Origin of the sequence: Paenibacillus sp. AR247 (assembly GCF_002968895.1) — a bacterium.
Taxonomy (GTDB): domain Bacteria; phylum Bacillota; class Bacilli; order Paenibacillales; family Paenibacillaceae; genus Paenibacillus_AQ; species Paenibacillus_AQ favisporus.
In genome coordinates this window covers 1013220-1034083 of record NZ_PCZT01000009.1, presented here as the reverse complement: position 1 = coordinate 1034083, position 20864 = coordinate 1013220, and the positions used below count along the sequence as shown (strand labels likewise).

The window sequence follows — 20864 nt, the reverse complement described above, 5'->3', positions numbered from 1 at the left end:
CACCAAACCCTCCAGCAAAGCATTGAGCTCTTGGAAGCTTTTCGCGTGCTGCCGCTGCGGATCGAAGGGCAGCAGAGCCTTGATCAATGGCTGCTTGCCGCCTGCACAGCGCCGGCGCTCCGGGACGTGATCATCGACCCGGAAGCGGTCGCGGCTCTGCTGCTGCAGCGGGAACAGCACGGGACCCAGCTGATTCCCGGCACGGAGCTGGCGCTGTTTCATACGCGCAGCGATGCGGTGAAACGGCCGGCATTGATGCTCTTTGAACTGGATCAACGGCTCAGGCTGGATGACTCAGGTGAAGTTGAGCTGTCGCGCTTTTTGCTGATGCTGGCTCCGCGGCAGCTCGAGCGGGAGACCCTTGAGGTGCTGAGCGAGATCAGTGCAACACTATTGGATGCCGATATGATTGAGGCCCTTGCGGAGGGGGATAAAGGGCGCATTAGGGAACTAATGTCCGCCCATCTCCGTGCATACTTAAAAAACAAATTGGAGAGAGAGTGATCATCATGAGTATTTTATCCGCAGATCAAATTCGAGTGAACGTTAAAGTATCCGACAAGTATGAGGCCATTCGCCTTGCCGGACAAATGCTGGTTGATGCCGGACATGTGGAACAGGAATATGTCGATAAGATGATTGAACGCGAAAACGCCTTGTCCACTTATATGGGCGCAGGCCTGGCCATTCCCCATGGGACCAACGAAGCCAAAGGAATGATCAAGTCGACCGGACTGGCCGTGCTGCAAATTCCGGATGGGGTCGATTTTGGCGGGGATGAGCCGGCGGTGCTCGTCGTCGGGATTGCCGCCCAGAACGGTGAGCATATGGACATTCTGACCAGCGTCGCCATGGTTTGCTCGGATGAGGACAGCATGGAAGGCATCCGTACGGCGAAGACCGCCGAGGAAATTTTGAGCATCTTTGAAAGCGGGATGGAAGAATGAAGGCTCTACATTTCGGCGCAGGAAATATCGGAAGAGGATTTATCGGCTTGCTGCTGTCGCAGTCGGGTTACGAGGTCGTATTTTCCGATGTGAACGAGTCGTTAGTGCAAACGATCCAGCAGCGCGGTTCTTACACGGTCACCATTGCCGACGAGAGCGGGAAGCAAATCCCGGTAGAGGGCGTTAATGCCATTGACGGCCGGGATCCCGCAGCGGTTGCAGAAGCAGTGGCTTCCTCCGACATGGTTACGACGGCTGTGGGAGTGAACATTCTGAAACATATCGCACCGGGGATTGCAGCTGGTTTAAAGCTTCGGATGGAACGCGGAGCAGCTCCGCTGCATGTCATTGCCTGCGAGAACGCCATCGGCGCCAGCACGCAGCTGAAAGAACATGTCATGGGCCATTTGTCGCTCGAAGAGCAGCAAAAAGCGGCTTCTTTTGCCGCCTTCCCGGATTCTGCGGTAGACCGTATCGTGCCGCTGCAGCATCATGAGGATCCGCTAGCTGTCACGGTGGAGCCGTTCTACGAATGGGTGATCAATCGATCCCAAATGTTCTCAGGCTCCCAGGAAATCCAAGGCGTTCATTACGTTGACGACTTGATTCCGTATATTGAGCGCAAGCTGTTCACAGTAAATACAGGTCACTGCAGCGCGGCTTATGCCGGATATCGGAAAGGATATGCGACCATCCAGGAAGCGATGAAGGACGAGGAAGTCGCCGGGCTGGTTACCGGTGCGCTTCAGGAAACGGGAAGCATGCTCGTGCGCGCTTACGGCTTTGATGCTGCAGAGCATGAGAACTATATCCGTACAATCATGGACCGCTTCCGCAATCCGTATTTGAGCGACGAGGTTGTCCGGGTCGGCCGGTCGCCGATCCGTAAGCTGTCTCCGGATGACCGCCTGGTCCGGCCGGCGCTTCGTGCCTGGGAGCAGGGCGGTTCCTTCGAGCATTTGACCGAGGTCATGGCGCTGGCTCTTAAATTCGACTTCGCGGAAGATCCGGAGGCTGTCAAGCTGCAGAGCCTGATCGCGGATCAAGGCGCCCGCCAGGCTTTTGCCGAAGTAAGCGGTCTTGATCCAGACCATATGCTGACCGAGAAAGTGTTGAAAGCCTACAATCATCAATAATCGATCGAAAACTAGCATGTTCACGATAGACGAATTCCAACGTAAAATAAGGAGGTATGGCCCATGAGCCAACTGCTGACCGGCGTGCCCGCATCACCGGGCATCGCCATTGCCAAAGCGTACCGGCTGGAAGCGGAGGAGTCCATCCCGCAGCAGAGAAAGGTCGACGATCCTGCGGCCGAGAAACAGCGTCTTCGCAGCGCGGTGGATGCGGCCAAGGCTGATATCGACCGGATCCGGGAAACGACGCTGGAGCGGCTTGGACCGCAGAAGGCCGAGATTTTCGAAGCTCACCTGTTTCTATTGGACGACCCGGACCTGATCGACACGACGCTGGACCAGATTGAGAGCGAAGGCGTCAACGCGGAATATGCCCTGTACGAAGTGGCTTCCAGCATCATCGAAGCGCTGCAGTCCATGGATAACGAGATGCTGCGGGAACGCGCGGCGGACGTTAAGGATATCACGGGACGGGTCATCAGTAAGCTGGAGGGACGGGAGCACAGCGCGCTGTCCGAGCTGAGCGCCGAAACGATTCTGATTGCCAAAGACTTGACCCCGTCGGATACGGCCCAGTTAAATCTGGAATTCGTCCGGGGCTTCGTCACGGAGATCGGAAGCCGGACGTCGCATTCCGCCATCATGGCCCGCTCCCTGGAGCTGGCTGCCGTCGTCGGGACCGGTGCGGATGCTTCTGGGATTCGGACGGGGGATATGATCATTCTTGACGCTACGGCCGGGCAGGTCATCGTCAATCCGTCGGATGAGCAGCTCCGCGATTATTCCACCCGTAAGGCAGAATATGAAGAGTATAAGACCCGCATGCGCAGCTACGTGGACCGGCCGTCCGTCACCGCTGACGGCGTTCAGGTAGAGCTGGCCAGCAATATCGGCGGCATTGACGATCTGGAGAAGGTGCTGGCGAACGGGGCGGACGGCATTGGCTTGTTCCGTACCGAATTTCTGTATATGGGACGCAGCTCGTTCCCTTCCGAAGAAGAGCAGTATTCCGTATACAAGCATGTATTGGAGAAAATGAACGGCAAGCGCGTCGTCATCCGTACGCTGGATATCGGCGGCGATAAAGAGCTGCCTTACCTGCAGCTGCCGAAAGAGATGAATCCGTTTCTGGGCCAGCGGGCCATCCGTTTATGCCTGGAGAAGGAGGATTTGTTCCGCACCCAGCTTCGGGCGCTGCTTCGGGCCAGCATGCACGGCAAGCTAGCCATTATGTTCCCGATGATCGCCGTCCTAGGCGAGCTTCGTGAGGCGAAGCGGATTCTGGCGGAAGAACGCGCCAAGCTCGAGCAGGAGGGCACGAAGGTGTCCGATACGCTTGAAGTCGGCATTATGATCGAAATTCCCGCTGCAGCGATCGCCGCCGATGTGTTGGCGAAGGAAGTGGACTTTTTCAGCATAGGCACGAACGACCTGATTCAGTACACGATGGCGGCGGACCGGATGAACGAATCGGTTGCCTATCTGTATCAGCCTCATCATCCGTCGATTCTTCGTCTGATTCAGCTTGTGATCCAGGCAGCTAACCGCCACGGCAAATGGGCCGGCATGTGCGGCGAAATGGCCGGAGATTCGGCAGCGATTCCGCTTCTTCTCGGACTCGGACTGTACGAATTCAGCATGAGTACCTCGTCCGTACTCCCGGCCAGAGAACTGATTTCCCGCTTGTCCAGAGAGGAATGGGCAGGCTTGGCCGAGCAGGCGATCGGCATGAGCACCCAGCAAGAGGTGCTTGATTTTGTCAACCAACAACTAAGGAGTGAAGCATAAGCTATGGTATCCCAAACTTTTACCGTCATCCACCCGCAAGGGTTTCATGCCCGCCCTTCGAAACTGTTCGTAGAGAAGGCAAATACGTTTCCTTGTAAAGTTACGCTGTTCAAAGGCGAGAAAAAAGCCAACGGCAAAAGCTCCCTCGGGCTGTTGACCCTGGGCATTGCCGCCGGCGATGAAATCCGGCTGGAAGCCGACGGTGAGCAGGAAGAGCAGGCGCTGCAGGAGCTGGGCCAAATGCTCACCAAAATTTACGAAGAGTAGTCTGAAGCAGCAAAAACCATCCAGAGCATCAGGGAGAAATCCCTGTTGGGCTGGATGGTTTTTTTGTAGGGGAGCAGCCGGTCACAACTTAAGCTGCATGTTATATAAATGCGCATAGGTGCCGCCCAGTGCCAAAAGCTCTTCATGCGTTCCCTGTTCCGCAATCCCGTCATCGGTCAGCACGATGATCCGCTGTGCATTCCGGACCGTAGACAGCCGGTGGGCGATCACCAACGTCGTACGGTTGTCGGACAGCTTCTCCAGCGAGGCCTGAACCGCCTGCTCGCTGTCGTTGTCAAGGGAACTGGTGGCCTCGTCAAAGATGATCACGGGCGGATTTTTGAGAAACACGCGTGCAATGCTGAGCCGCTGCTTCTGACCGCCGGATAACTTGATTCCACGCTGGCCGATGTCGGTATCATAGCCGTCCGGCAGCCCCATAATGAAATCATGGGCATGGGCCTTTTTCGCAGCCTCGATAACTTCTTCGCGGGTCGCCTCCACGTTGCCGTAACGGATATTATCCATAACTGTGCCAGCAAATAAATAGATATCCTGCTGGACGATGCCAATGTTCCGCCGGAGGGACCGCAAAGTTAATCCGCGGATGTCTTTGCCATCCAGAAGAATGGTTCCTCCGCTGACTTCATAAAACCGGGGGATCAAGGAGCACAGCGTCGTTTTCCCGACGCCGGACGGACCGACAATGGCTACGTATTCGCCGGCTTCGACGGTAAGAGACAGGTCGGTCAGCACTTCCCGGTGATCATCTTTATACTTGAAGGAGACCTGCCGGAATTCCACCTTGCCTTCGGCATGGCCGAGCTCTGCCGCACCTGACGAGTCGCAGATATCCGGCTCTACCTCCAAATCTCCATGAACCGGTCAAACCCCGTCATACCTTCCTGATACAGCCTTGCGAAATTCACCATCCGCTGAATGGGCTCGATCAGAATGCCAATGCATAAAAAGAAGGTCAGCAAGTCCGGAAGCTGCATCGACGAGTGGAGGATAGCGGCACCGCCGAAGACGATAACGGCGACGGTAATCAGCTGCGTAAAGCCGATCATTCCGCCGGAGAAAATGGCTTCACTCTTATACCCGTCGCTCCGGCTCTGGAGAAAGCGGGCATTGGCCCGGGCGAATTTGCGGATCTCCACGTGCTCGTTCGTAAACGATTTGACCACACGAATTCCGGCGAGGGAGTCTTCCACCTGCTCATTGATGTCCCCGATCCGGTCCCGGCTGATTCGCAGAGCCGCATTCATTTTCCGGTTAAAATAAACGCGTACGCAGCCATCACCGGCAAAAACAGAAAGACGATCAAAGTCAGCTTAACGTCGATCGCGATCAAAATGATAAACGCACCGGTAAATTTCAAGATCGAGATGAGCAGGTCCTCCGGTCCGTGATGGTACAGCTCGGCAAGGGATAAAATATCGTTTGTGGTCCGGGTCATCAGCTGGCCGGTTTTTTGTCGTCGTAAAAACGGACGAAAGCTTCTGCAGATGCTCGAACAGTTCGCTTCGCATGTCGCCTTCCATCATCGCGCCCATCATGTGGCCTTTGTAATCCACGAACACCTCGCAGGCAATATGGAGAATGACCAATGCGAGCAACCCTGCACCGACGGCATAGATTTGGGACAGCGCTTCAGAATGAGCACCGTCAAGCAGCTCGGAGGTAATGTAGCGGACGCCGAGCGGAAGAACAAGCGTAATCGCGCCGAGCGGAAGAACAAGCGTAATCGCCGACAAAATAAAGGCACATGCCATATCGGCGGCAAACAGTCCCTTGTAAGGTCTATAGTAGGAAATGAATTTTTTGATTCTGGAATTCAATTGGATTCCTCCCGTAATGCAGGAGGGTTAAAGTATAGTCGCCCTCCCGTTGGTAGGTAAGACGGCGATTTTTTTCATAGAAAACACCCTTTCCGTAAGAATTACTTTCATCATATCCGAACAGGTTTCCAGTTAGGAGTAAAATTTGCCTATATCTAAAAATTACTGAGGTGTGGGTACGTTTTATTAACGGCTCATGGGATTGATTCATGAAGGGTGGGGCGGGTAATGAAATAAAACGCACTTTCTTATAAAAAGATGCGGGCTCCTGTGCAGGCAGTCCTCTTTGTGTTACAGAAAGGAGCTGATTTATTATCCGCCATCATCTCATGGAGTTTGAGCAACTTAAAACGGATGAACATCACTGGCATTGGGTGGTCAAGTTCCGGCACCACCGGCTTGTGGTCCATGAACCCGGCAAGGTTCTGCGGATCGCGAGCGACATCATCATTTCGCTGTGCTACATTGGTGGCAGCATGCTGTTTTTTCAGAAGTCGATGCAAACGGCGGGCGTGTGGCTGTTCGTCATGGGCAGCTTCCAAATGCTTGTCCGCAGCGTGCTGCGCATTCTGGGCAAAATCGATTGGAAACAGCGCTAAGTCATTACGCAAAAAAAGAGGTCTGGCTGCCATGTGAATCCAGGTCCTTTGGCATGGACCCCGATAATGATCATTCAGATGCATGAGAAAAAGCCGCATTGCTGCGGCTTTTTCTCTGTTCAGGGAAAGCATGGGCTGTGGAACATAAGCAAATTCATATCTAAACACTTCGGACGTTCTGAATGACAATGTTGCTGTGAGGCAGCGACGGAATATCGCTGAAGCTGTAGCTTAAATCCTGCTGTGGCACGTCATAGCTCATCCGGTTGGCCAGGAAGTCGAGGCTCTCCTTCATGATTTCCAGGGTTAGCCATTCGCCGGCGCACCGGTGCCCTGTATCATGATCGCCTCCGCCTTGAGGAATAAACCTGAAAGGGGATCCTCTCCAATGATGAAAACGGTCCGGCATAAACTTCTCCGGCTTGTCCCACAGGTCCGGGTGGTGATTGGTGCCGTACAGGTCCAGCATGGTTAACGCCCCTTGCTCAAATCGATAACCTTTCCAGACAAAATCCTCTGCCACCCGTGCCGCCGTCACGGGGAAGAAAGGATAGAAGCGGCGGACCTCCTGGATAAAGTGGCCAAGCCGCACCTCATCCGATCCGGCCAGCTTTTCCCGCTCTCCAGGCTGTTGAATGACAGCAAGTGCGGTAAAGGCGATATAAATGGAAACGGCGACGATCGGACGAATAATATTCAGCATTTCCACGGCGGCGGTTTTTAAGTCGAGCAGCTGGCCATTCAGATCCCGGTGAAAAGAGATCACGGCCAGTGCCGAATGTTCCGGCGCTGTGAAACGGTTGGCGCGCACGTCCTCAATCAGGCCGCTGACCCAGGACTCCGCCTTGGTTCTGGCGTTCCGGCCTTTCATATAAGTGATTCCAATGGAGGCGGGAGATTCGAACAACGCACCTAACCAGCTCGTTTTCTCTCGTACTTCTTCCGGTTCAAGCGGAACTCCAGCCCATTCGCAGGCAACCCGGCATAACAATTCCTTGGCTTCCTCGTAAATCTCGACTTCTTTCCGCGTTTCAAAGTTTTTCGCTGCAATCTCCCAATATTTTCGGGTCAGCTCCCGTATTCGCTGCATCGCGCCGTCGGACATGAGGGACATGAACATCGCTTTGCGGTGGCGATGGGCTTCGCCGTCCAGCGTTTGAACCCCGTTTTCACCGAACAGCGTTTTAATCACGCGTTTGGGTGCCGCACCGAACCGGATAAATTTGTCCTCGTCATAAAACAGCCTGGCGGCTTCTTCCCCGCGCATGCAAATGGCCCGTTCGCCAAGCAAACGCGTCTCGAATACATCCGATTGAAATCCGAGGGTTCGGTTCGTGATGTACAAATAGCCTTCTTTAAGAAAAGCTAAACTATGATCCAAACCTTCTTCTGCCGGCATCGGTCTGTTTCCTTCCAACATGAGTGCAACCTCCTTTTACAAAATAAACCGCATCATATATACATACCCGAACTGTACTCGATTGATCGTACCCGGCATGGACATGAGAAGGATCTGGATAAACAGGGGTACGAATCAAAGTATTCCCGTTCTCTCCGTAGGATAACAGGCAGCCGCAAACCAAGATGCTTTGAAGGAAGCGATCAAGAACCCTCGAATGATCCGGAGTCCTGGGTCGTTCTGAGGGTGTTTTCGGTCGGTTTTTTGCTGCTTTTTTGTGAGGAGCTTGGATCATTGTTCCTATCGTACACTCGATGCAACAGAGGAGGATATGTAGAGAACTTTGTCGAATTAAACCTAACTAGTAAATAAATTCCATGAAGGTTGGAGTTCTTCTCGGGTTAGTGATTGGATGGTAGAGATAAGGGGGCAGGGGGATTATATGGCTGGAAGGAAACTGATTATGGGAATCGACGGAGGGGGCTCCAATACCAGAGTGATCATCGCAAGTCCGGATGGAAACATCGCTGCGTACATCGAGGATCAGAAAGCGGCATCGCAGCATCGGGATAACCAGGCTACGGATAATGTCAAGACGGCGATCCGCAAAGCCCTTTCCGTCGCGGGGTGTTCTCCTGGGGAAATTTGCGGCATGGCCGCAGGCATCGCCGGTTACGACCGGGATCAGGATTTAGAATGGGTGCAGGAACTGACCCATTTACCGGATATGACATGCCCCAAGTGGCACGTAAACGATGCGGTCGCTGCCCATTATGGTGCATTGATGGCAAAGCCAGGCGTCGTGGTGATTTCCGGTACAGGCTCAATTATTTTCGGTATCAATGAAGAAGGGCAATACATACGTAATTACGACTATCATCACTATGCTGCAAGCGCAGCCAGGTTTCTGGCCTATGACGCCGTTTATGAAGCAGTTGCCGGACATACGGACGATACTGACGGGCGCCTGGTTCATGATATGCTCTCGCATTGGAATGCAGCCAACCTTGGGGAACTTGCACTCCTGGGCAGGGACGGTTTCCATGATGACCGCCGCGAAAGGGACCGGGTATTTGGAGCCTTTGCCCCTTATGTTACGGAGGCGGCAGCGGCAGGCAGTTCATTAGCCCAAGCGGTTTGCGACCGGTCCATTCACCAGATCGTGGTCGGCATCCGCTTGCTCGGACGGCATTTTCAGGCATTTTCAGGCCGAAACGCTGCGGGTTGCGTGCATCGGGAGCGTGGCGAACAGCACTTATTTTCAGGGAAAGCTTAAGCGTATCTCCACAGATGATCCGGGAAGACCATTCCGTTTGATGGATCCGCATTTTCCACCTGTTGTAGGCTCGTTCTTATATGCTATGGAGCAGCTGGGACTTCCGGTTACGGACGATGTCCTTGAGAGGTTGAGCAGCTCAGCTGGCACATGGACGAAAGCCCCGATTTAATGGATTCGGAGGAAACGATTCTTGTTTCCATACCAAATAAGGAGCCATAAGAATACATTAACGCAACAAAGCCTGCGACAGCGGGCTTTGTTTTTTGTGTCTACCTGGCAATGCAACTTTTTTTAAAGTCTCGAAAGAAAAATATTGAAATCCAGGAAAAGGTCCATTACAATAAAAACAGCTCAACTACCATACTAGTTATACTAGTATTCCAATTTTCTTCTGAACTGCCTCACCATTTTTATTCCGGTCTAATGTTTTTCTAGGTTTAAAAAAGCTTTAGAGAACAGATGTATTGAGTTTTTTCGAAGGTTATTTGTAAGCGCTTTAGGAAAGGGGAGGTCTTTTTCAGGGTTCGACGACCGCACATTAGCCACACGAATTGTAAGCGGTTTATCTGTTTGCCTGGACCGGAATGAATGTTCATATGTGAAATGGTTGCACGAGACATCAGACGGAATGGTACGAGAAGTGCAAAAATAACAGCGACATGTTCTGCGCGGATTGGAGTGATCTGAAGAATGGAAACAAAGGCCGCAAGCCCCGTCTTGCCCCAGGAGAGAGCCGTCAAAAAACAGAAGCAGCGTTCTGTAGGAAGGCTTTTTCGCAAAGATTGGCAGTTGTATTCGCTCTTGGTATTACCGGTCATTTACCTGCTCATTTTCAAATACGGGCCGATGATCGGCAACGTCATCGCTTTCCGCCGTTTTGTTCCCGGGGGGAGCATCTATGGAGAGAAATGGGTAGGGTTTCACTACTTCCAGATGTTTATCCAGGATCCGAACTTCTGGAAGGTATTTACGAACACGCTGATTCTCGGCGCTTTGACCCTGCTGTTCACGTTCCCGATTCCGATTATCTTTGCGTTACTGCTGAATGAAGTGAAGAACAAGAAATTCAAGAAATTCGTTCAAACCGCCTCTTACATGCCGCACTTCTTGTCGATCGTCATCGTGGCCGGCATGATCCTGCAGATGACTTCGGCGAGCGGGTCGATCAATGCGCTCATCCGTTTCTTCGGCGGAGACGGTATTAATTTCATGCAGCGGGCCGAGTGGTTCCGGGCGATTTACGTGACCTCCGAGGTGTGGCAGGGCATGGGCTGGGGAGCGATTCTGTATCTGGCCGCACTGACGACGATTGACGAGTCCCTGTACGAAGCTGCGAAAATTGACGGAGCCAACCGGTGGAAGCAGACGCTGCACGTGACGATCCCAGGAATCCTGCCGACCATCGTCACGCTGCTGATCCTGAACATGGGCAGCTTCCTGGCGATCGGTTTTGAAAAGATACTGCTCCTCTACAATCCGGTCATCTACGAAACATCCGACGTCATTTCTACATATTTGTACCGGGTCGGCCTGCAGTCCAGCAGCTTCAGCTACGCCACGGCCATCGGATTGTTCGAATCGATCATCGGGCTCATTCTGGTGTTCTCAGTCAATGCGATTTCCAGAAAAGTAACGGAAAGAAGCCTATGGTAAGGAGGTGCCTCAAGTGAAAGATTCCGCTTCTTATAAAGTGTTCAAAATCGTCAACACGATCATTTTTGCTGCTGATTGTCTTCATTACGGTATTTCCTTTCATTAACGTGCTCGCCCAGTCCTTCAGCAGCGAGGCTTATATCAATGCGGGGAAGGTCAACCTGATTCCGAGAGGCTTTAATATCGACACGTACCGGACGGTGGCCAAGGACGCGATGTTCTGGACGAACTACAAAAACACCGTCGTGTATACGGTGGTCGGAACGGCCATTTCGATGTTCATGACGACGATCTTTGCCTACGCCTTGTCCAAGAAAAGGCTGATGGGACGCAAATTTTTGACGATGTTCGCGGTGTTCACCATGTTCTTTAACGGCGGGCTGATCCCGAACTATGTGCTCATTAACAGCCTTGGCTTTGCCAATTCGATCTGGGCGATCGTCGTTCCGGGTGCCATCAGCATCTACAACATGCTGATCATGAAATCATTCTTCGAGAATATGCCGGAGGAGCTGGAAGAAGCGGCTTCGATCGACGGTTTGAATACGTACGGGATTCTGTTCCGCATTATTCTTCCGCTCAGTAAGGCGATCATGGCCACCATGATGCTGTTCTATGCGGTGGGACATTGGAACTCCTGGTTTTCCGCTTTCCTGTACATGGACCAGAAGGAACTGTTCCCGGTCACCGTATACTTGCGGAACCTCATTGCCGGGGCAACAGGCGGTGCTTCTGCGGGCGCGACGTCAGCGGATAACCTGACCCAAATCTCTGCGAACATTAAATCGGTCACGATGGTTCTGACTATTCTGCCAATCCTGCTGATTTACCCTTTTGTCCAAAAGTACTTTGTATCGGGTGTTATGCTGGGTTCCGTGAAAGGATAAATCCGGTCCGGATCGCCGCATTCATTTCATAGCTCTACAGTTCTTTGCAGTTCCGACTTTCATTCATGGGGGGAGTAAACAAATGTTCAAGCGTTCTCGTAAAAAATGGGGAATGACGCTGATGGCCGCAGTAATGAGCCTGTCCGTGGCTGCCTGCAGCAACAATCTTGGCAGCGGCGGCGGAGAAGCCAAGGACCAATCCAAAGGCGCGATGGAAAATTACGGCGTTAACGTTTCTTTCAAGGCAACCGAGCCGTTTAACCTGCCGATTCTTTTCAGCGACCAGCCGGCCTACCCTTACAAGAAGGACTGGATGCTGTTCCAGGAAATCACGAAAAGAACGGGCGTCACGCTTCAGCCAACGATCGTTCCAATGAGCGATTACAGCCAGAAGCGCTCGCTGCTGATCAGCTCGGGAGACGCTCCGCTGGTCATTCCGAAAACGTATCCCGGGGAAGAGGCTTCCTTTGTGTCATCCGGTGCGATTTTGCCGGTAAGCGATTACATTGATATGATGCCGAATTTTAAGGATAAAGTCGAAAAATGGGGCATGGAAAAGGAGCTGGACGGACTCCGGCAGGAGGACGGTAAATACTATGTGCTCCCTGGCCTGCATGAAGAGGTATGGCCGGACTACACGCTTCTCGTGCGGACCGACATTTTTGAGAAGAACAACATTCCGATTCCTGCGACCTGGGATGAGCTGTATACCGCTCTCAAGAAGCTGAAGGAAATTTATCCGGACTCGATTCCGTTCTCCGACCGGTTCCAGTTCAACAGTACGCTGAACATTGCGGCGACCGGATTCGGAACGAAAGCCGGCTGGGGCTTCGGCAACGGACTCACTTACAAAGCGGACAAGGACGAGTTCGTGTACACGTCCACGACGCCGGAATACAAAAATATGCTGACGTATTTTAACAAGCTCGTATCCGAAGGCCTGCTGGACAAAGAAAGCTTTACCCAAACGGACGATCAGGCGACTCAGAAGTTCGTATCCGGTAAATCGTTTGTGATCAACGGCAACTCCCAGACCGTCGTGCTGCATCGCACGGACATGAACAAATCGCTCGGAGAGGGCAAATTCTCCATCGCCAAAATTACGGTGCCAGGAGGACCTGCAGGTCAGCTGATGTCCGGCTCCCGTCTGGAGAACGGCGTGATGATTCTGGCCAAAGCCAAGGAAAACCCGAACTTTAAGGCGATCCTTCAGTTCATTGACTGGCTCTACTACAGTGACGAAGGCGAAGAGTTTGCCAAGTGGGGTGTTGAAGGGGTAACGTATACCAAAGAGAACGGCGTCCGGAAGCTGGTCGACGATATCAACTATAACGGCCTGAATCCGAAAGGAACGAAGGACCTGCGTATCGATTATGGCTTCTCCGGAGGGGTGTTCGCCTACGGCGGTACAACGGAGCTGCTGCAATCGATGTTCAGCGACGAAGAGAAAAAGTTCCAGGAAGATATGAAAAAGACGAAGACCGTCGTACCGGCCGAGCCGCCGATCCCGTATTCCGTAGAAGACCGCGAGCAGGCGACCCTGCTGAGCACGCCGCTGAAAGACTACTCGGATCAAAACACGCTCAAATTTATCCTCGGCGAGCGCCCGTTGTCCCAGTTCGACGCATTCGTGAACGAGCTCAAGGGCCAGGGTCTGGATAATTATGTTAAGCTTGCCAACAAGACGTATAAAGCTTATAAAGAGAAGAAGTAAGTCGGTAAGTCGTTATAAACACGAACTTATCTGAAGTTACACGAATCGGGTTGCCGTTTCGCCAGCGAAATGGCAGCCTGTTTTCAACTCGCCGGGCGTTATGCCGTATTAGCATGACATCCACCACGAACATCCATGCTTTTCATGGTCCGAAGGAGTGAATGGTTTGCGTGTTACTGCTCAGGAGGTTGTAACGTATTTAACGGAACCCGTCGGGGATTTGGAATCCCGGATCGACCGGATCATCGCCGGAACTCCCGAAGCGGAGGTCCGCGGAATCGGGGTCGCTTTCATCGCTTCCCATGATGTTGTCCTTGAAGCCGCCCTGCTTGGGGTGAACCTGCTGGTTACGCACGAAGGGACTTTTTACAGTCATCAGGAAGAGCAGGGCTTCGCTCCGGAAGATCCCGTTCATGCGGCAAAGCGGAAGCTGATCGAATCGGATGATATGATCATTTACCGGTTTCACGATCATCCGCACAGTTATCGGCCGGATATCATCACGGCGGGACTGATCGAAGCACTGGGATGGGAGGATTATGAGCACCGGGATCTCGGAACGGCTTCCGTTGTGCGACTGCCGCAGAGCTGTAGGTTATCTGACATCGCCGAGCATGTAAAACAGAAGCTGAATCTGCCCTACCTGCGTGCCGTCGGCGATCCCGAGACGGTCTGCGGGCAAATCGGAGTTGCTGTCGGGTACAGGGGAGGTGGACAGCACGCGATCCCGTTATTCGAGCAAGAACGTCTGGATTTGATGATCATCGGTGAAGGGCCGGAATGGGAAACGCCCGAATATGTCCGGGATGCAACCGCGCAGGGACGAGCCAAAGCGCTGCTGATGCTGGGTCATGCAGCCAGCGAGGAACCGGGCATGAAGCTGATCAGCGAACGGCTTGCCGGCAGATTTCCCGGACTTCCGGTCCACTTTATTCCAACCGGTTCGATGATAGAAATCCTGTAAGTGTCTGCAGTGTTGTCCGACTAAATTATTTTTAAAAAAAGAATGTTTGGCAGTCATTTCAACCTTCGCGTGTTGTGAAATGAAAGCAAGGAGAAAGAGGTAACCGTAATGTCGACAGAGCAGAAAATCAAGGGTTCCACCAGGGCTTATTCCTATAACCTGCTGAGGGAAAGAATTCTTCATTTGGAGCTCGAACCCGGCACCAAAATTTCGGAGAAGGAAATCGCGGACGAGCTGAACGTCAGCAGAACGCCCGTCAGGGAAGCGTTTATGAAGCTGGCGGAAGAAGAACTGCTGGACATCATCCCGCAGAGCGGCACCATTGTGTCCCGCATTAACCTGAAGCATGTGGAGGAAGGCCGGTTTATCCGCGAGAAGCTGGAAAAAGAAATCGTGGCGCTTGCCTGCGACCAATTGGATAAAGACGCCCGGTTCATGATTGAAGCGAACATTGCCATGCAGGACGTTTGTGCCGGGCAGAACAATTTCTACAGGCTGTTTGAGCTGGATGAAGAGTACCATCAGATCCTGTTTGATGCCACCGGCAAACAGAGGACGTGGAAAATGCTGCAGCAGCTGAACATTCATTTTAATAGGCTGCGGCTGCTCCGGCTCTCCAAAGACTCCAACTGGGAAAATATTATTCGTCAACATAAGGAAATCTACCAGCTGATCATTCAGCAGGATAAAGAACACGCGATGAAGGTGATGGAGCAGCATCTCCGCCTTGTCGTCGTGGAGCAGGACTTTTTAAAAGAGAAATATCCGCATTATTTTATATAAAGATCATCGGGAGGGACGAGAAGCTCATGGCGCTAGAGGCAAGGCTTCCATACTCGTCAGCGGATCAGGGCTGGCTCAGCTATACGAATAATGAATCACTCGCCGGGATGAAGGAACAGTCCCAAATCGCGGTATATGGCAATTCGGATGTGATCGATTCCGCGCTCGCCGAACTCACACACGGCATTCGTGAAATGACAGGCACCCTTCCTGCCATCGTGTCAGACCCGGGTCGGCAGGCGTCGAACCTGATCCGGCTTGCTTTACTCGAGGAGATCGGTGTACAGGAAGAATGGATGGATGGAGCACGAATCAAGGATCTGGGGGAAGAAGGGTATGCCATCCGGCGTCGTTCCGAGAACAGCGGCGGTTCGCTGTATGTGATGGCGAATACGGACAGGGGCCTCTTGTACGGCACATTTCATCTGCTGCGGTTTCTGCGGACCGGACAGGAGCTGGACCGACTGGATGTGACGGACAGCCCGCGGAATCCGCTGCGCATGATGAACCATTGGGACAATATGGACGGTTCCATTGAGCGGGGGTATGCTGGCAGATCAATCTTTTTTCAAGATAACCGGTTTGTTGAGGATGACGCCCGTATCCGGGACTATGCCAGGCTGATGGCGTCCATCGGCATCAACGGCATCGCGATAAACAACGTCAATGTCCACCGGACGGAAACGCGGCTGATTACTCGGCAGTTTCTGCCGGACGTGGCGAATGTGGCCGGAATCTTCCGCCGTTACGGCATCCGATTGTTTCTCAGCGTCAACTATGCAAGCCCGATGGAGCTTGGCGGACTGGACACGGCCGATCCGCTGGATTCCCGGGTGGGTGATTGGTGGAAGGAAAAAGCAAAAGAAATATACGAATATATTCCCGATTTCGGCGGATTTGTCGTAAAAGCGGATTCGGAGCATCGTCCGGGCCCGTTTACATATGACCGTACGCATGCGGACGGTTCGAACATGCTGGCAGAAGCGCTGGAGCCGTTCGGCGGGCTCGTCATTTGGAGATGCTTCGTGTACAACTACCACTGGATGGACAGTTCAAAGACAACGTCATTCTCCAAATCAAAAACGGTCCGATGGACTTTCAGGTCCGTGAAGCGGTATCCCCGCTCCTAGGAGCTATGCCCGGCACGAATCAGATGCTGGAGTTTCAAATCACGCAGGAGTATACGGGGCAGCAGAAGCATCTGTGCTTTCTTGTTCCCCAGTGGAAAGAGATCCTGGACTTTGATACGTTCGCCCAAGGCCAGGGCACCGAGGTCAAGAAAGTGGTCTCCGGGGGGATCTACCCTTATCGAGCCTGCGGGATCGCCGCCGTCATTAACGTGGGAGACGACCACAATTGGACCGGGCATACGCTGGCGCAAGCCAACCTTTACGGGTACGGCCGCCTCGCCTGGAATCCGGATCTGACCGAAAAGGATATCACGCGCGAATGGATTTCTTTGACTTTTGGCGATGATTCCTTGGTTTTTGATGAAATGAAGCGCATGCTTGCAGATTCCTGGCATGTTTACGAGAGCTACACCTCACCGCTTGGCGTCGGCTGGATGGTCAATCCGGGGCATCACTACGGACCGAATGTCGACGGTTATGAGTATTCGGTGTGGGGGACGTATCATTTTGCCGATTGTCACGGCATCGGCGTAAACCGGACGGTCAAGGACGGAACCGGCTATGTCTCCCAATATTTCCCCGAAAATGCACAGCGGTATGAATCGCTGGAATCGTGTCCGGATGAGCTGCTGCTGTTCTTCCATCACGTTCCGTACAGCCATGTGCTTCATTCCGGCAAGACGGTGATCCAGCATATTTATGACACCCATTTCGACGGTGTGGAGGGTGTGGAGCAGCTGATCGGGCGTTGGAGCAAGCTGGAAGGTCATATCGATGAATGGCGCTACCGGAATGTCTGGGAGCGGCTGCATATTCAATTGGAGCATGCCAAAGAGTGGCGGGATGTCATAAATACGTACTTTTACCGGAAATCCGGTATTCCGGATGCAGCCGGCCGAACCATCTATTAGTCATTCAACTATCATATCCCTTACGAGTAGAGCAGGAGGTAGGCTCATGGCAGAACTGACAATGGAAGCGGGAACCCGAAGCAGGAAGATGAGCTCGTTTAATACGGGCTGGTTGTTCGCCCTGGGAAATTACGCAGGCGCCCAACAGCCGGATTTTAAAGATCAGGAGTGGCGTAAGCTGCAGGTTCCGCATGACTGGAGCATCGAGCAGCAGGTTGATCCCGCCATGACATTCGGTGGCATGCAGGCTTACCTGCCGCGATGGAACGTGGGATGGTACAGAAAGCACTTCCATATCAAGTCGGCATCTGACAATGAGCGCGTCTATATTCAGTTTGATGGGGTTCATCATAACAGCGAGGTATGGATCAACGGTCATTTCGCCGGAAAACGGCCATACGGGTATGTCAGCTTCCAATACGATCTGACGCCTTACATCAAGTGGGATCAAGACAATGTGATCGCGGTCAAGGTGGACAATACGCCGATGCCATCCGACCGGTGGTATTCGGGCTCGGGTATTTACCGCAACGTATGGATGATTCGGACGGATGAGCTGCATGTTGCAGCGTGGGGAACTTTCATAACAACACCGGAGATCCACCCGGATATAGCAACGGTCCAGGCACAAATCCGGGTAAACCATCATGGCGAAGAGCCTGCGGATTGTACGGTTATTACCGAATTCGTGGACAGCCGGGGTGTGGTTTTGGGTAAGTGCGAATATCCAGTGATCGTATCTCCCTCAGAGGAGGTTACGGTCGATCAGGAAACGGTGATCCCCTCTCCGCATTTGTGGTCGCCGGACCAGCCGGACATGTATTATGCCCGAACAACGATTGTTCGGGATGGATCTGAAACCGATGAATATATAACGCCGTTTGGCATCCGTGAAGTCGTTCTGGACCCGAACCGGGGCCTCATTCTCAACGGGGTGCCTTTGAAGCTGAAGGGCGTGTGCATCCACCACGATCTGGGCTGCCTGGGTGCAGCCTACAATAATCAGGCCATGAAGCGCAGGCTGGAGAGGCTGAAGGAAATGGGCTGCAATGCGATTCGCTTTGCCCATAACCCGATGGCCCCGGAGCTGCTTGATCTATGCGACCGCATGGGCTTTCTGGTCATTGATGAAGCGTTCGACAAGTGGAAGTCGCTGTATTATGAGCACCTGTATGATGATTGGTGGGAAAAGGATCTGGAGGCGATGCTGATCCGGGACCGGAACCATCCGAGCATTTTTCTGTGGAGCGTCGGCAATGAGGTCGAAAACCAGGGACAGCCATCCATGCTGGTTATGCTGAAGCAGCTTACCGACTACTGCCGCAAGCTGGATCCGACTCGCCCTGTCACCTGCGCGCTCGAACCGCATAACGTGCCGATCAGCCTGCGCGAAGGTCCGATTGAAGACAAGGTCCTGCACACGAAAAAGATGGCGGAGCTGGTTGATATACTGGGGCTTAATTATCAGGAGCAGTGGTATGAGCATTACCGGGAAGCTATGCCGGATACACTGATCGTCGGCACCGAGACGTTCCCCTACTACCGGGGGGAGGGCAACCGCGTGAAGGGCTACCTTCCGGTCAATCCTTGGTTTGATGTCGAGAAGCATGACTATGTGATCGGGCAATTCGTCTGGGCCGGGATTGATTATCTGGGAGAGGCTTCATACCCGTACAAAGGCTGGGCATCCGGACTGATCGATACCTGCGGCTTCCGCAAACCGATCTCTTATTTGCAGCAAAGCTTCTGGTCGGCAGAGCCAATGGTTCATATCGCCGTGTTCGATCCGGCACAAGAGGATGCCGGCGCGCAGTGGACGCTGCATTGGAAATCGCCTGGGCTCGCGAGCCACTGGACCTTTCCCGAGCAGGCGGGCAGATTGATGAGGCTTGTTACGTTCACCAATTGCGAGAGCGTGGAGCTGATCATTAACAACGAATCGTACGGCGTGCGGAAACTGACGGATTACCCGAACCGCCTCATGGAATGGCATGTACCATTTCATGCCGGCACCATTCGTGCGGTCGGCCGTAACGGCGATGCGATAGTATCCGAGTATGAGATGAAAACGGCAGGAGCGCCGTATCGGATCGTACTGGACACCGACCGCTCCCTGCTGAGGACGGAAGCCCGTGATATCGCGCAAATCGAAGTCAGCGTCGTGGATGAACAGGGGATCGTCGTCCCGAATTCGGACTTCGAGTTAAGCTTCGACATTCAAGGTAAAGGCGAGATCATTGGCGCTGATAACGGCGATTTACGCGACCACGAGCCTTATAAGAGCAGCCGCAGGAAAACCCGCGGAGGCCGATGCCTCCTAGTCGTTCAGTCGAGACTGGAGACCGGCGAAGTGGTGATCCGCGCAGCTGGGGACGGTTTGGCAGCGGGTGAACTGCGGATTAAGGTGGAAGAATAGGCAAATGAAAGGACAGCCCAGGACGATGAATTCGTTCTTTGCTGTCCTTTATTCTGCTAAGCAAATCCATGGTATTGCGGATGCTCATGCATATGGGACGGAATTCCGGCTGCGTTATACTATCAACTATAAATTAAGGTATCCGGAAGGATACTTTTTTTGATTAGAATCTGGTAAGATTGTGCAGTGCAGCCCGATTATGTATATGTATCTGGCGATTCGGCCAATTGCCGATTTCCCGAGAACTGACTGGAATGATACGATATTTCCTCGAAAGATAGCCTGAAGGGGAATATGCCCAATCTGTTTTTTTGCTACCAAGATGTCAATGGACATGCTGAATGGGTGAGCCTGATTTGGACCTGCAAGCATGGGGAAGAGGGCAGTGACATATATGTTAAAGTCCGAATCATAGCATATGCCGAATAGCTTATCCAAGAGCTTGGATATTGTAAAAAAAGGAGGGGAAAGAAAGCAGAAAGTTAGTGCAACACTTTTACGAATATGGCATGAATGTCTGTGATTCTGGCACGGAGGTGGATGGGTTAGCACCCAACCCATGAAAATAATATACATATTCATGTTTGTTTCTTTATGGTCTTTAGGCCTGTTTTTTTTGGCCAACCGCACCCGCTCGACGTTATGGATCGGCTTGACTATACTGCTTGGCGGATCTGCCAGCTTCGCGTTTGCGATGCATTTGTCTATTATCCCCTACATTCCAGCCGATTGGTTATCCCCCGGGCTGAGTTACTTCCTTTATTGGCTTACGGTAGCCGCCATGCATATTTATTTTTACGTCCTGCCGTACGTTTACTGTATGGGAGGGTTATGGCTGAATGAGAGCGTTACCGGTTTTGTTAAAAAGGCGCTGACGCTCGCGCTGCTGCCTGGTCCATGGTTGCTGATGGCGGACCATTGGGCCCATGAACCTTGGAATCAGTTTGAAGTCGCCCATTTTCGCTGGTGGGACGGAATCTATGTGGCCGCCGGAAGCTTTGGCTACATCCTTGCCTATTTTAAGGAGAAGAGCGAAGCGGCGAGACGCAGACAGTGGCGGACATTCGTGCTGCCGCTGGCAATGCTGTGGGCGTATACGAGCGATTACATCGGCTTTGAGCATCTGGAGCTGGGCTGGTGGTCGTTTCAC

15 protein-coding genes and 3 pseudogenes are annotated in these 20864 nt (G+C 52.8%); 16 read left to right on the top strand and 2 right to left on the bottom strand.

Features of this window, described 5'->3' with window-relative positions:
- From CPT76_RS12865 to CPT76_RS12845, 5 genes are all read left to right on the top strand, one after another.
- A partial coding sequence (locus CPT76_RS12865) for a PTS sugar transporter subunit IIA (protein ID WP_146116233.1) occupies window positions 1-504 on the top strand: 504 nt, incomplete at its 5' end.
- A gap of 5 nt (window positions 505-509) precedes the next feature.
- Window positions 510-947 carry a PTS mannitol transporter subunit IIA gene (locus CPT76_RS12860; RefSeq protein WP_076166532.1) on the top strand — a complete coding sequence of 146 codons (438 nt, stop codon included), beginning with the start codon at window positions 510-512 and terminating at the stop codon, window positions 945-947.
- Complete coding sequence (locus CPT76_RS12855; protein WP_105443205.1) at window positions 944-2083, top strand: mannitol-1-phosphate 5-dehydrogenase; 1140 nt, start codon at window positions 944-946, stop codon at window positions 2081-2083. The genes CPT76_RS12860 and CPT76_RS12855 overlap by 4 nt, the downstream gene beginning before the upstream one ends.
- Before the next feature lie 63 nt (window positions 2084-2146).
- Window positions 2147-3871: a phosphoenolpyruvate--protein phosphotransferase gene (gene ptsP, locus CPT76_RS12850; protein ID WP_105443204.1), complete on the top strand. Its 1725-nt coding sequence runs from the start codon at window positions 2147-2149 to the stop codon at window positions 3869-3871.
- A gap of 3 nt (window positions 3872-3874) precedes the next feature.
- Entirely contained in the window at window positions 3875-4138 is a 264-nt protein-coding gene (locus CPT76_RS12845; protein WP_076166519.1) for an HPr family phosphocarrier protein, read from the top strand.
- 81 nt (window positions 4139-4219) lie between these two features.
- Here the strand turns inward: CPT76_RS12845 and CPT76_RS12840 are convergent.
- Window positions 4220-5979: pseudogene (locus CPT76_RS12840) on the bottom strand (ABC transporter ATP-binding protein).
- A 329-nt stretch (window positions 5980-6308) separates the two neighbouring features.
- Between CPT76_RS12840 and CPT76_RS12835 the strand changes: the two are divergent.
- Complete coding sequence (locus CPT76_RS12835; RefSeq protein WP_105443203.1) at window positions 6309-6578, top strand: YrhK family protein; 270 nt, start codon at window positions 6309-6311, stop codon at window positions 6576-6578.
- Window positions 6579-6738: 160 nt separating this feature from the next.
- On the opposite strand, the gene cypC is transcribed toward CPT76_RS12835, so the two are convergent.
- Entirely contained in the window at window positions 6739-7995 is a 1257-nt protein-coding gene (gene cypC, locus CPT76_RS12830) for a CYP152 family fatty-acid peroxygenase CypC (protein ID WP_374954673.1), read from the bottom strand.
- Window positions 7996-8419: 424 nt separating this feature from the next.
- Between cypC and CPT76_RS12825 the strand changes: the two genes are divergently transcribed.
- From CPT76_RS12825 to CPT76_RS37330, 10 genes and pseudogenes are all read left to right on the top strand, one after another.
- Entirely contained in the window at window positions 8420-9253 is an 834-nt protein-coding gene (locus tag CPT76_RS12825) for a BadF/BadG/BcrA/BcrD ATPase family protein (protein ID WP_181152821.1), read from the top strand.
- A gap of 693 nt (window positions 9254-9946) precedes the next feature.
- On the top strand, window positions 9947-10909 hold the full coding sequence (locus tag CPT76_RS12820; protein ID WP_076166498.1) for an ABC transporter permease: 963 nt from the start codon (window positions 9947-9949) through the stop codon (window positions 10907-10909).
- 13 nt (window positions 10910-10922) lie between these two features.
- Window positions 10923-11796, top strand: a pseudogene (locus CPT76_RS12815) (carbohydrate ABC transporter permease).
- 82 nt (window positions 11797-11878) lie between these two features.
- Window positions 11879-13510, top strand: a complete 1632-nt coding sequence (locus tag CPT76_RS12810; protein ID WP_105443199.1) for an ABC transporter substrate-binding protein — start codon at window positions 11879-11881, stop codon at window positions 13508-13510.
- A 166-nt stretch (window positions 13511-13676) separates the two neighbouring features.
- On the top strand, window positions 13677-14474 hold the full coding sequence (locus CPT76_RS12805; RefSeq protein ID WP_105443198.1) for a Nif3-like dinuclear metal center hexameric protein: 798 nt from the start codon (window positions 13677-13679) through the stop codon (window positions 14472-14474).
- A gap of 108 nt (window positions 14475-14582) precedes the next feature.
- Entirely contained in the window at window positions 14583-15257 is a 675-nt protein-coding gene (locus CPT76_RS12800) for a GntR family transcriptional regulator (protein WP_105443197.1), read from the top strand.
- Window positions 15258-15283: 26 nt separating this feature from the next.
- Window positions 15284-16557: pseudogene (locus CPT76_RS42065) on the top strand (alpha-glucuronidase family glycosyl hydrolase); the annotation flags it as partial.
- Window positions 16540-17298, top strand: a complete 759-nt coding sequence (locus CPT76_RS42060; RefSeq protein WP_374954672.1) for a hypothetical protein — start codon at window positions 16540-16542, stop codon at window positions 17296-17298. The pseudogene CPT76_RS42065 and the gene CPT76_RS42060, both read left to right, overlap by 18 nt.
- Window positions 17299-17344: 46 nt before the next feature.
- Window positions 17345-19714: a glycoside hydrolase family 2 TIM barrel-domain containing protein gene (locus tag CPT76_RS12790; protein WP_105443196.1), complete on the top strand. Its 2370-nt coding sequence runs from the start codon at window positions 17345-17347 to the stop codon at window positions 19712-19714.
- A 559-nt stretch (window positions 19715-20273) separates the two neighbouring features.
- A partial coding sequence (locus tag CPT76_RS37330) for a hypothetical protein (protein WP_181152820.1) occupies window positions 20274-20864 on the top strand: 591 nt, incomplete at its 3' end.